Raw genomic sequence first — 12,995 nt, 5'->3', positions numbered from 1 at the left:
AATCCTATGTTACCTGAATTGAATGTTCAAAGTTACAAAGAAATAGTGCAGCACGACCCCGGCAAGAATCGCGTATGTAGATACGAACAAAATCAAAAACGTCGCCGTTTTTACTCCGCGTTCCTTGTAGGTCACCACCAGTGCGTTAACGCACGGCAGCAGGAATGTACAGATTAACAACAGGAGCACTGCCTGAACGTCGTTGAAGACCCCCTGGTCGAACAAGTCCTTCAAGAGCGCCGCTCCGGCTTCCCTGCGTATAATCGTGGATATAACCACTCGAATGCTTTCAGCCGGCAATCCGAGCCAGGACTCCAGTACGGGTTTGCCCAGGTATTCGAGCAGTCTCAGGAATCCCAGCTCGTTCAAAACAAACAGCACAAAAGTGGCCAATAAGAAAATGGGAATCGCCTCCGAAGTAAAATGAACGATTCGCTGGATGGTCTTGGTCAGAATGCTCTTGAACCTGGGAACACGTAACGGCGGGATTTCCATAAAAAAAAGGGATCGGTATCCAGGCAGAAGTTTTTCAGCCACAAAACCCACCAGGAACATCTGGGCCGCAAGAATGCCGAAAACGACTGCGTAGGCCTTCCAGCCCAGCTCCCCAAGGATCACGAGCATCACGCTCAGGAGGGGGGCGCAAGGCATCCCCATCAAGAGCAGCAGGGTGGCGATGATCCGTTCCTTTTTCGACTCCAGGATCCGTGTGGTCAGAATGGCCATGGTAACGCAGGAAAAGCCCATGATGATCGGGAATACGCCTTTGCCCGTAAGCCCGATACGCCGAAATACCCGTTCCAACAAAATGGACAGGCGGGCCAGGTATCCCGAGTCCTCCAAAGCGGCGAACGCCAGGAAAAACGTGAACAACACCGGCACCACCACTCCGAGTGCGAGGGTCAATCCTACGCTGACCAGACCGAATTCGCCCGTGATGGCGCGTTCGAAGATGGGGAACGGCACTTTGAGACATAGGCTGCGTACGGCCGGGATGACGATTCGTCCGAAAAGATCTCCTTCAACAAGCCCAACAAGGAATTGAGCCCCGAATTCACCCACGATGAGATACATGAGGGCGAGCACCAGCGCCGCGATAGGGACGCCGGTCGCCACGTTGCGGGACCACACGCCCAACTTGTCCGCGAAGGGCATCCGGTAAGGCGGAGAGAGACTCTGTACCTGATCGGCGATTCGCTGTGCGGATCTCGTATAGATCTCGCTAAGCATGATCTCGGGGGAACGATGAATCCGATTTCGGGCCTCCTGAACCAGACGTCTCACGCTTCCGGACGCGTCCTCGTCGAGACGGCTGTCGAGGAGCTTCAACACACCGGGGTCCTCCGCCAGGACCTGCAATCCCGCCGCCCTCGTGTCGAGCACGCTGCCTTTGACAAGATTCCCGAATGCGGACAGGTAGGTTTCGATCTCCTGCGGAAGGCGTACATGATGAACGGGCGTTCTCGCTTCGGGAAGTACCCGTTTGAGTGTTCTTAAACCAATGCCTTCCACGGCCACTGATGTATTTACGGGCACACCCAGGATTTTCGACAGGCGATCCACGTCGATGGAGATGCCCCTCTGCCTGGCCTCGTCCATCATGTTCAGATCCAGCACTACCGGGATGTCGTATTCGGTGATTTGTAGAAATAGAGAAAGGGATCGAACCAGATTCTTGGCGTCTCCCACTACAACCAGAATCCGGGGAGCCGACGTGAGAACGGTTTCCCAGGCTAAAGACTCGTCTTCGCTCAACGTGAACACGCTGTGGATGCCGGGAGTGTCCAGAAGAGTGTAGTCCGTGCCGGTAATTCTGGAGGAAGACGCCCATACCGGCGTTCCGGGATAATTGAAGCTGTGGTGTGCGCCCCGGCACAGCCGTTCAAAAATCGAGGTCTTCCCTACATTGAGATTACCTAGCAGAACAACGGCGTTTTCGGTGTGTTGAATGGAGTAGCTTCCTTCTTTCTGTGCCACATCCGATCTCAGTGAAGCAGTGAGAGGCGATAGATAGTATTACCGTCTTTACGTGGAGGCGTGGATCAGACAAGAACGGCAACTATAGGAGGCCAACAACCTTGTACTCGATAACCGACAAGGGTATTCTCCAGGTCAAAATGGATATACGTACGTTGCCGATGTCCCCGGGTTTCAAAGGCAGGGGTGGGTCTACTATGGTGTAAACCCGATTGACTTCTTTACCATCCAGTCCCTTGGCCACAATGAATACTAGAACGTTTTCCACTGCCTGCTGAGTGGTGTTTTGAATGCCCGCCTCCAGAATGAGATATCCTCTCGATCCCTCATTCGTATGAGCATTCACAAGTTTGAAACCGGTGGGTTCGGACGGACGCACCTTCACGTCCAATGCAAATGCTCCCACACCGGATAGACTCAAGACCAAGGCCACGACGGCCACCGCCGGGAAGATTCTCTTTAAGTACATCATACATGATTCCTACTGGACAGATGGAAAACAGATGCGTTTGCCGATCTACGACAAGCCTTCTTCAATCACACCGAACCCCTTTCCCCCGATGGCGAAATACCCTGCTCATTCAGCGGGTCCACGCGTGTCCCACAGAACGATGCGTCCGAAGGATATCCTGGGGAGGATCCGGCTCCTTAATGTCTTCTTTCGATAGCAACGGCCCATACATCGGCGTTCTGTCAGATTGCAGCCCGGCTCCGGTTTCTTGCCGATTCCCAATCCCGGTCCAACGCCCTCATGAACGGGTTCCGTGGCCCCGGAGTTTTTGAAGCGTCTTCATCAAAACGCTCCAACGCCGATTTCGGTCTCGTAGCACTCCTTCCTTTCTATTCCCATTTCCGACCTTTTTCAAGAGGTATCCTTTCCAGAATGACAAACCAGACCACCCTCCGGCCGCCTCCAATGCAGCCAAGAACACCCTGCGGACGCGTTCAGGGGAAACACGCCGCGAAGGCCTTGAGCAATGCCGGCGATCCCTTGATCTTCATTTTACCGGTCAGTAACGCGGCCAGCAGGTTTTTCTCTTTCGCCAGAAATCGTACCCAGGTCGCGCTGTCAGCTTTCAAGTGCAAATTCGCTACGCCCTGAAGGCCATCGAGCACCTCGAGCTTCTGGTCGTGTATGACGATCGTTGCCTCCAGGGACTCGGCTCCGCTAAAAGTGAGGTGGTACCTGGCGTCCAAGCCTTTGGCCGGAATTCGTTGGAAAACCAGGGGAAGGCTGAACAGAAAATTCGATACGGACTTTGGGCGCAGCCCGCTTCCCACGCGTCTGATGGTCTTGTGAGGAAAACGCTTTGCCGCAAAGTGTTCGGCGTCGGATCCGGGGACCACATAAACCATTTCGGTCCTTTTCTGCAGCGGGTTCACGACGGTGGTAAGGTAGGTTTTACGATCTTCCAGGAACGGTCCGATCTGCTTTTCTCCAGCCGGGCAGACGGCCATGCAATATGAGGATTTGTTGCAGATGCCATAGCTGAGGCTCTGCCACATGGACACGGTTTCGGGATCCGTCACGTGCTTGCGGTATTCCCGAGCGCTGTTACTGGTCACGATATGTTCCACCCAGTCCGAAAAGCCGCCCATGCGGTCTCTGTAGTTATGGGTCATACAGTTGGAAAAGCTGAAATGACCGTCTTCACCGATGGCTCCCACCGGGCAGACGGACGCACAGAGTTTGCAGCCCAGACAGGGATCGAAATCAATAGGATGGTCGTACGACTCGGCCTCCCGATCCAGCAGGAGGGTGCCGATCACCACGAAGTTCCCGAACTGCGGATGAAGGAGGAGACGGTTGAGCCCCAGCCGACCCAATCCCGCTTCCACAGCTACGGGCTTATGGGACACCGGCCACATTTTGCCGGGCCAGTGTTCGAGGTCCATGGGAAAGCCGCCGGAAGGCGTGAGGACACGAACGCCTTCGGCTCTCAATCGCTCACTCATACGGTGTGACACCGCATTGACCGCCTCGAACCCGTTCAGGAACTCGAGATCCGAAACGGATCGGTAAACGCAGCGAATGTTGTCGGGATTCAGTCGGCAAAGAATGCTGACGAGGGTTTTGACGTGAGGGAACACCTTCAAAAGATCGTCTTTATGCTCCGCCAAACCGGGTCTTTGGATATCGACCAGGCCCACGTCATGGGCGCCGGATTCGATAGCCAGATCTTTGAGCCACCGGGTATGGAGCGGAGGGGATGGATATTGGAATTCGGAAGGCGCCTTGCTGCGGATGATTTGCACGGTTGGGTGGTTCTCCAGGTTCATGGTTTGCCTCTTCTTTCTTTGGCCGGATCGTGGCCGGAGCGAGTCGGTTGCGTTGGGTATCCAAGAGAGCGCGAGCGTGCGCTTTGGTTTACATACAGACCAGTTGGTATGTTAACCCGCAAAAAAACGAATCTGCCGTCACGCCCGCAGGGTCTCCAAATAACGAACCAGGTTGTCCGCGCAGGATAGCAGAAGCTCCGAACTCCGGGCCGCCTTGGCCAGGCCCCGGCATCCGGACAAGGCCGCCACGATGAACGTGGCCGTGCTCAGCGGATCTACCGCCCGGTTCACCGTACCGTTGGACTGGCCCAGACGCAGCGCATCCGCCACTCCTTTCCGCCAGAGATCGTAAATTTCCACCACCCGGGTGCGAAATTCTTCGTCAATGGGGGACATTTCCAGGGCGAGGTTGTTCAGAGGGCATCCCAGTTCAATGTCTTCTTCCTGCAAGCGGCCTCCAAGGTCACGCATCACTTCCCGGAACCGGGTGATGGGATCCGTGCATCCTTCCAGCGGGCGCAGCCATGTTTCGGCGACATGTTCCTTAACCCACTCCAGCGCCGCGAACCCCACGGCCCGCTTGTTGGCGAAGTGGTGGTACAAGGCTCCTCGCGTCAGGCCCGTTTCGGCCAGGATGTCCGACAGGCTCGCAGCCTTGTATCCCTTCCGGTGGATTTCCTGTAATGCGGATTCCAGAATGCGGCTTCGTGTGCGCTCGGGATCTCGTGTTTGTTTCATACCATTCAGTATGTACTTTTACCGGAGGACTGTCAAGACCCCCATTTCCGAATCGCCGACACGCCGCCTGCGTTCAAACAGCCGTGCGCCGATCCCGCCGGGGACCCGGCTCCGGTCAGGCCTGAAGAATGAAGTCGGAGATGTAAGGATTGGTGTCGCATTCGTGGGCCAACGTGGAACTGGGACGGTCTCCATAATCGTGGCCCGGCCATACCACCGTCTCAGGAGGAAGCGGGAGCAGTTTGTCTTTGATGGACATCAGCAAACTGCCGAAATCGCCTCCACGAAGGTCCGTCCTGCCGACAGCGCCCACAAACAACGTGTCGCCGGTGAACAGATGTCCTCCAACGTAAAGGCAGATCCCGCCTCGGGTGTGGCCGGGGGTGTGTAGGACCCCCACGTTCAGGGAACCTATCTGAATCCGGTCGCCGTCTCGCAGCTTCACATCGACGTTAGACGCCATGGAGGCGTCCCGTTCGTGGATCGCGATCTTTGCACCCGTCGCTTTGCGGAGATCCGCGTTCCCGCAGGTATGATCCGGATGTCCGTGTGTGTTTACGATGTATTCGAGGGTCAAATTATGGACTTTGAGACGTTCCAACAGAAGATCCGTGTCTCCGGCGGGATCGATGTACATCGCTTTCCTCTGCCGCTCGCAACCCAGTAGGTAACAGAACACGTCCATCGCTCCTACCGGAATCTGCTCGATAATCATGTCCACTCCATCCGTCTTTCGTCTATGCCGTCCACGATGTGCGTCGGATTCAGTCGAAACCGGCGTGGATCGAAGGCATTACTTCAGGCATTCATAGGACCGATCCCATGCCTGAGCCTTGACCCACGTGTATTTCTCCCAAAACAATTTGTCGCTCAAGTAGTATTTTTTTCGCTTGTGACGATTCAGAAACTTGTTCAGTTGCGCGGGACCGCCGTTATACATGGCGTAGAGAGCGCGCGCCATGGTGTCCGGATCCAGATTCTCCTTGGTTCGGCCCTCTCCTATCAGGTATTCGAGAAAATAGTGCTCCAGAATTTGACACCCGGCCTGGGCGTTGTACCAGATGTTCCATCGCAGATTGTGGCGGCTGAAGATGCCTCTCCAGACGCGCTCGTTTACTTGCATAATGCCTACGGACGTGTTGTTGTACGACATGAGATACAGTATCTTCCCATCCTTGACAATGAACTGCCTCCAGCAGCTTTCCTGCCACGCTGTCGCAGGCACGATCTTTTTGAACAGAGAATGGTGCTTGCTGTTCAGCCGACCTTTTTCCAGGGTCTTCTCGGTCGCTTTCCGCATGAGGGCGCGTAAGCGCTTGAGAAACGGAGCCAGGTTGTCCTCGGGAACAAGCCAGCGTCTCAGCTCTTGAAGGTCGACTTTGGAATCGCCCTCGGCCGCCCACGCAACGCCGCCAAGCCAATTAAAGGGCCGGCGGCTATCGCGATCTTCCTCCGGCAACATCTCCAAATCCTCGTCGCCCTCCTCCTCTTCCGGAACTACAGGCGCCTTCTCGTCCGAGATAGGGTCGAATCCCAGCAGGTCCCTGAGTCCGACGTCCACGCCGTAATAGTATTCAAGGCTCGGTGACCATCCTTCGGCGCTGATGAGTCTCGCCAGTCTCCTCAATCCGCGGCGGCTGATTTCGATGTCGAGTGCAGGGCCCAGTCTGTCCAGAGCGGCCAAGGCATCCGCCGCCGAAAAAAAGCTCAAATACCCCAAGAGGTGAGTGGCGTCTCCCCGGTTCAGATACTTCCTGAGAATCGGAGACAGCCTCCGCCAAACGGACACGAACTGTTCCCGGACGAGGTCTCGATGAGGATTTCCGCCGCCCAGTTCGTCGACGAATCGATACCTGGTTTCCAGAAGGATGTCCAGAAGCGCCTGTTTGTCGTCTTCCGTTAAGGCATGACCGCCCAGTGACCGGATTTCGTATGCCAGGAAGGCATCCCAGGTCTCCCAGGCCTGAACGAACCGTTTCAGTTCTTCAGCGTTCAGGGGCGCCTCCGCGGCCTTGGGTCCTGCCGGAGGCATCGGTCCCACATCCATAACGATTTCCGCCGAGACCGCCTCGGGAGAAACGGTAAAATCGCCGGGGCGAAGACTTTCCAGCCACCGGTTCAATCGTCCTCTGGAGGCGGGTTGCACCATCATCGGAAGAAAGCTTTTCAATTCTGCCACCGGAGGGGCCAGATCTATAGTGGTCCTGTCGAGGTATGCGTGAACATGCTTTTTTATCAGCTCCCAGAGCAAACGGCTGATCTCCGTCCGCTCCCCATTCGGATTATACACACGAGAGTCCACCGTTTGGAAACGAAGCAGCCAATTGGCCGGGTCGAGCCAAACCCGCTCGATCAACTCGATGTTACCTTCCCACGCTTCCGGGCCGCGACATTCGGAGAAAACCGCTAGCCCCGCTCGGGCGCGTATCTTGGCCGCAATGCGGAGATAACGCCCTTCGGGGCCGAGCTGAGGTTCCGCGAGCTCGATGTAATTACACCCTTTGCCGTCGTCCAAAACCATAGCGCGTTCGTTGGGGAGCGTGAACATCTGATGCACGAGAATCGTGCGCATGGCGTTGTATTCAACCGTAATCGGCAGGACCACCGTGTCGGCCCCGGCCGGATGGCCGGACAAAAGCCACGCTAGGACAAGAAAGCATACCAAACGGAGACCGGTTCGACGCATGAGACTGCCTCACAGGCCTTGAGTGTTATCCCGGAAACTTAACGAAATCCTTCGCCATCGGTAAAATTGATAATATCAGGGCATTGGGCGCGTCGAGGCATCGACGTTGAAGATACAACCGGCGAATGGCAGACAGAGAAACCCCTTCGGCGAAAGCTTGGTGAAGGTTCCGGGTCATTGAAATCCCGCTTCCGAAATCACCTATAGCATGAACCGACGCTCTTGGAAAGGGCTCCAGGGATCGCCATGTCGACTGTCGTCAAGCGACGGGCTTCCGGGATTCAATGATCCGGTTGCGGGTCGGTCCAAGCCGATTCATCAAAAAGAGTGCATCGATTCCGCTGTCCGGTCGATCAACCATCCTTCCCCGCACCCGGCGCATCCCCCAGCTCTTCGCCTCACCGCCATGTGATCCGGGCCTCGTTTCGCTGCGGAAGCCGGTGATATTTGAACTTGGGAAACCCGATCATCATGGCGCCCATGCTCGAGTGTCCTTCCGGCAGGGCCAGCGCTTCCTGCATAGGCGGCCATAACATGGCGGCGGCATTCAGAAAACCGGCCCAGCATGCTCCAAGTCCGAACGAGGGAACGGCCAGCTCGAGATAGGTCAGGGCAATGGTGCAGGCTACCGGAGCGGCCCGGTTCTGCTTTTCGGCATGCGCCACAATCACATGCGGCGCGCTACGGCAAATCGGGTCGAATCCTTCCTCCCAACGCCCCACCACCCGATCCATGTGGAGCATTTTGGCGAAAGCCGGTTGTTCCTTTATCACGAACCGCATCCAATCGATACAGAGCCCCGCGAGGCGTTGGACTTCCCGGCTGTCATAGATGACCAGCCAGCGCACGGGTTGTGCGTTGTGGCCTGACGGAGCGAACCTGGCCACGTCGATCAGTCTCTGAATCACGCTGCGGTCCACGGGCTCATTTTTGTATATGCGGATGGATCGCCGGTAGCGCAGGAAATGCTCGGCCTGCTCCTCGTCGAGAAGCCATTCCTTTCTAACCGGTGGACATGCTTCGACGGGCATGGTCGTCAGGGAAAGCGCGCCATGGGGACACACCGCCACGCAATGCCCGCAGTTAATACACAGTTCCTCGGCATCGCTGCTGGGGCTTGGGGTCGATTCCGCGTCCTTGAGTTCGATGATGCGCATGGGGCACTCGGCGACGCATATTCCATCCCTTTTGCATTTCGCTTCGTCGACGCTGAACAGGCTCATAGGCTCTCCTTATACTCATTCGATGGTGGCTCCAAGACTTCCATGCTTTCGAGCAGACAGTCGAATCGGTAAAACATTGCCGGATTTTCGGAGACGTGTTCTACCCTATCATCTTGCTCAGGGAAAGAAAAAAGGGACGCCGGATTGGATCCGGCGCCCCTATATTTGTGTGCCAGGCATGGCGTGAATCTTATGAGGTGCAAGTCCTCTACGGGCCGTGGTGATCGGAAGCGTTAGCCAATGGCAAGGGCGTCGTCGCGAGGCGGGGTCTGAAGGAAGCCGGAGGCAAAGCCCGGACTCGACGAACAGAAACCGGATAGTAAGGCCGGCGCAGCGGGGTAACCCGGCATTGGACGGGGAGGCCCGATAATCACCCGGACGCGTGCGCAGGTAAATCCGGCGAGGGCCGGAGGAAAGAGTCACGCCTTACCCTGGGAGGTCTCCGCATCTGCCGGGTCGATTCCCGGCTACCGGTACAGCGATGTGCCGGGACGGGCGCGGAGAAGTCAGCAGAGGCCATAGTAGGCCGCGCCTTTGGCGGCTGAAGGGCCGAATCCGTTATAGCAAGGAGCAGTCACGCGAGTTTCGATGGGAGCGAGGAGGCAGCAAACAGGGCCGCAGCGGCAGCTCGAACTTTTTGCAGAGCCGCTGTCCCGAGGCCCCGGCGCAACCGGCGAAGGCGGAACCGGACCTGGCGCGCACGGGGAGCAGCGAGTTCCCACGGCATTGAGCGAAGGACGAGCCTTGGCGCAGAACCTTATGGAGAGGATTTGCCGCCCGGCAAACCTCAACAAGGCCTACCAGCGCGTCAAAGCCAACAAAGGGTCGCCGGGCGTGGACGGGTTGTGCGTCCATGAGCTGGGGGACTGGCTAAGGACGAACAAGGACGAGCTGATCGCCTCGCTCATGGACGGCAGTTACAAGCCGCAACCCATAAAGCGGGTTGACATCCCCAAACCTGGCGGGGGAATGCGGCAATTGGGCATTCCGACTACGGTGGACCGGGTGATCCAGCAGGCGATCCTGCAAGTGTTGACACCAATCCTTGATCCCACCTTTTCCGAATCCAGTTACGGATTCCGTCCTGGAAGGGGAGCACATGACGCCCTGACGCAGGCAAGCCGGTATGTGGAACAGGGCCGCACCATAGTCGTGGATTGCGATCTGGAGAAGTTCTTCGACCGTGTCAACCACGACATCCTGATGTCGAGGCTCGCCCGCCGCATCGGCGACAAACGTCTGCTAAGGATTATCCGGCGGTTTTTGACTGCGGGAATAATGACAAATGGGGTATGTGTGACCCGGTACGAAGGGACGCCGCAGGGGGGGCCATTATCGCCGATATTGGCGAATCTCCTGCTCGATGACCTGGACAAGGAACTTGAGAGGAGGGGACACTGCTTCTGCCGCTATGCTGACGACTGCAACATCTACGTCCAAAGCCCGGCGGCGGGAGAGCGGGTTATGGAATCCATCACACGGTTCTTGGAGACGCGACTTAAGCTGCGGGTGAACCGGATAAAAAGTGCGGTGGCCCACGTGTCGGAACGCAAGTTTCTCGGCTACCGACTCCATGCAGAAGGGCGGCTTGTGATTGCCCCCCAAAGCATGAAGCGGGCCAAGGCACGGATACGCGAACTGACGCGGAGAAACCGGTCCATGCCGTTTGATGAGTGCATCAGGAAGCTTAACGAGTTCCTGACCGGCTGGGTGACCTACTTCCAACTGGCAATCCACCGGAAGCAGTTTAGGAACCTGGATGCGTGGATAAGGCGCAAACTGCGTTGCTTCAGATTGAAACAATGCAAACGAGCCTTCGCCATTGCAAAATTCCTGATGGAGCGCGGAGTGCCGGAGTGGAGCTCCTGGATAATGGCGCTGTCCGGCAAAGGTTGGTGGCGCAAGTCTCTGACGCCACAGGCGTGCCACGCCATGACCAACGACTGGTTCGACAAGCAGGGGCTCGTCAACCTGAACACAAGGTATCTGAAGCTTACATCTAACGGAAACCGCCGTGGTACCGAGCAGGTATGCCCGGTGGTGTGAGAGGGGGGAACCGCAAGGAACCCCCCTACTCGATTTATGAACGAACCCCGGCTCAGGATCCGTCATAGGTTATTTCCATGGCTTTGTAGGCGCACACGGGGATACACGACCCGCAGAGGACGCATTTATCTTTATCCAAGGACACCTGCCAGGTGACTCGATCCACGTCCAGGGCATGGGTGGGGCAGGCCGGAATACAGGCCGTGCAACTGGTGCAGCGTTCCTCGATGCGGCGAATATCCTCGGCCATGGGTTCCACTTCGATGCCGAGGGTCTGGACATAGGCCAAGGCCGTGTCCAGGTCCGCCTGGTCCCCGGTGATACTCAAGGCGAGACGGCCTTTCTTTCCGGGATGGATCGATGCACGCAGAATGTTCACCATGAGCCCGTAATCTTTCACCAGGCGATAGGTCACGGGTTCTTCCACCGCCTCCGGAGGAAACCGCAGCGTTACTTTTCGAGTAATCATAGGGCCTCACCTCCCTTCACGCCCGGCAGCGACGCTACTTTCGAGGTCAGTTCGAAGTTACCTTTCCGAATCCAATCCTTGAGTATCCCGGCGATTTCCCGTGCTTTTAAAATAGAGGAGAACGCTCCGGTGGGAACCTGTTTGCCCATGAGTTCGATACGCCCGCTTTTGAGCTGGGCGTAGGTGACTTCAGCCAGCGGACCTCCTCCTTCTCCGTAAGGGTAGTCACGGCTGTAATCCACCACCGGCGCCCACAGTTCCGCATCCGTGACGGAAACGTGCTTCATCACTTCCTCGTCCAGAATCGGTATGGGAATTCCGATGCCTACCGACAGGGTTACCCCATACCCGACGAAGCTGAGCGCCCGCAGCCAGGCGGGACTCATCTTTTTGAGGTCTCCCATGACCGCCAGGGTTCCTGACGGCTTCTTCGGCGCGCCTGTCTCCGTGCGGGGCACATTGGGATTGTGCTGGGTGCCGGGCCACACCACATAGCCTTTGCCGCCGCCAAGGAAGATGCGAGTCCCGATGCCGATGGTCCGGTAGAGCGGATCGTTCAGCAGGGGGGAAAGCTGTCCCGCGCTGCAGTAGTTGGCGTTTCCGAGATTCGGCCTCAGCACGCCCATGTACGTATAGATGGTCTTGTCGGACAGATTTACGGCCACGTTGTAATTCTGATAACAGTTGCGCGGGTTGAAGAGAACCGCTTCGTTCATGTCTTCGAATCCGATCTCCTCGTCGCGTTCCAGGGCCGGATAGCAGTCCGTTCCGTAGGCGCTTGCGGTAAGGGTGACTTTCTTGCCGGAAACCAGGGCCTCGATCACGTGCGCCCCGCCGAACGGAAATTCACCGGGATGCCGGGCATTGCGAGGTGCTTGATCCGGTAGGGCGGTGGCGCCGAGGTAAATATCCGCGGCCGCAAATCCGGCGTAGGCGGGAACTCTGTCCAGATACGCGGTTCCCCCGCCCATCTTTATCTTGATCTTGGGCTGCTTGATATTAAAATAGGCGCCGCTGGAGCACATGGGACTGAACGTACCCGTGGTGACCACGTCCACTTCCCTGGCGGCTGCGGAGACGCCTTTCTCCCGTACCACGTCAATGATTTCTTCGGCCGTGTACACGACGACACGGCCCTCGCGAATTTTTTGATTGATTTCTTCTATGCTACGAATCATTCGATTCCTCCCTGAAACGTAAGGTAAAGTTCTCCGTTACGGACCGATGCCTGACACTGCCCCCTAGGGGGCCGAGCATGATCCATAAAGGAGCCACCACCTCCTTACTTTCCAGGAAGGACACGGGGGACGGATCTCTGTATAGGATGGCGTTCTTCATGCTTCTCATGTGAAATCGGCCCTTGGGGACCGAGCGATCTCCGAACATTTGATCTATGGCTTCCTAAACAATGAGTCGGCAGTTTACCCGAAGTGAGCACGGGAAGCAAGTACTAATGTCGTACTATTGTCGAGAGCCTTCGTGCCCGCTCGGAGCCTCAGGTTCAGGGAGATCGCGTGAGTGGAGCACGGACCCAGACGCGAGGGAAACGATGCAAGTTCGCCTTCCCTGTTCTTGC

General features: G+C 56.9%; 10 protein-coding genes. 1 reads left to right on the top strand and 9 read right to left on the bottom strand.

Annotation, left to right across the window (positions count from 1 at the left end):
* Positions 1 to 9: 9 nt before the first annotated feature.
* From HY788_04470 to HY788_04440, 7 genes are all read right to left on the bottom strand, one after another.
* Positions 10 to 1,977 carry a ferrous iron transporter B gene (locus HY788_04470; GenBank protein MBI4773428.1) on the bottom strand — a complete coding sequence of 656 codons (1,968 nt, stop codon included), beginning with the start codon at positions 1,975 to 1,977 and terminating at the stop codon, positions 10 to 12.
* A gap of 82 nt (positions 1,978 to 2,059) precedes the next feature.
* Positions 2,060 to 2,449, bottom strand: coding sequence for a hypothetical protein (locus tag HY788_04465; protein MBI4773427.1), 390 nt, complete (start codon positions 2,447 to 2,449; stop codon positions 2,060 to 2,062).
* Between the two features lie 473 nt (positions 2,450 to 2,922).
* Positions 2,923 to 4,257: an SCP2 sterol-binding domain-containing protein gene (locus HY788_04460; GenBank protein ID MBI4773426.1), complete on the bottom strand. Its 1,335-nt coding sequence runs from the start codon at positions 4,255 to 4,257 to the stop codon at positions 2,923 to 2,925.
* A 138-nt stretch (positions 4,258 to 4,395) separates the two neighbouring features.
* On the bottom strand, positions 4,396 to 4,995 hold the full coding sequence (locus HY788_04455; GenBank protein ID MBI4773425.1) for a TetR/AcrR family transcriptional regulator: 600 nt from the start codon (positions 4,993 to 4,995) through the stop codon (positions 4,396 to 4,398).
* A gap of 115 nt (positions 4,996 to 5,110) precedes the next feature.
* The gene (locus HY788_04450) at positions 5,111 to 5,710 is read right to left on the bottom strand and encodes an MBL fold metallo-hydrolase (protein MBI4773424.1); all 600 of its coding nucleotides are present in this window, start codon (positions 5,708 to 5,710) and stop codon (positions 5,111 to 5,113) included.
* Positions 5,711 to 5,788: 78 nt separating this feature from the next.
* On the bottom strand, positions 5,789 to 7,681 hold the full coding sequence (locus tag HY788_04445; protein ID MBI4773423.1) for a transglycosylase SLT domain-containing protein: 1,893 nt from the start codon (positions 7,679 to 7,681) through the stop codon (positions 5,789 to 5,791).
* A gap of 398 nt (positions 7,682 to 8,079) precedes the next feature.
* Positions 8,080 to 8,904, bottom strand: coding sequence for a nitroreductase family protein (locus HY788_04440; protein ID MBI4773422.1), 825 nt, complete (start codon positions 8,902 to 8,904; stop codon positions 8,080 to 8,082).
* Between the two features lie 588 nt (positions 8,905 to 9,492).
* Here HY788_04440 and ltrA point away from each other — a divergent pair.
* Positions 9,493 to 10,950 (top strand): group II intron reverse transcriptase/maturase, encoded by a 1,458-nt coding sequence (ltrA, locus tag HY788_04435; GenBank protein ID MBI4773421.1) that lies wholly within the window; start codon positions 9,493 to 9,495, stop codon positions 10,948 to 10,950.
* Positions 10,951 to 11,002: 52 nt separating this feature from the next.
* Here the strand turns inward: ltrA and HY788_04430 are convergent, their stop codons facing one another.
* Positions 11,003 to 11,419 (bottom strand): 4Fe-4S binding protein, encoded by a 417-nt coding sequence (locus tag HY788_04430; GenBank protein MBI4773420.1) that lies wholly within the window; start codon positions 11,417 to 11,419, stop codon positions 11,003 to 11,005.
* Positions 11,416 to 12,597: a homocysteine biosynthesis protein gene (locus HY788_04425; GenBank protein MBI4773419.1), complete on the bottom strand. Its 1,182-nt coding sequence runs from the start codon at positions 12,595 to 12,597 to the stop codon at positions 11,416 to 11,418. The genes HY788_04430 and HY788_04425 overlap by 4 nt, the downstream gene beginning before the upstream one ends.
* Positions 12,598 to 12,995 lie beyond the last annotated feature (398 nt).

The sequence above is a fragment of the Deltaproteobacteria bacterium genome (assembly GCA_016208165.1).
Taxonomy (GTDB): domain Bacteria; phylum Desulfobacterota; class Desulfarculia; order JACQYL01; family JACQYL01; genus JACQYL01.
Note: the sequence above shows the minus strand (reverse complement) of the source record. Positions and strands in the feature narration are given on the sequence as shown.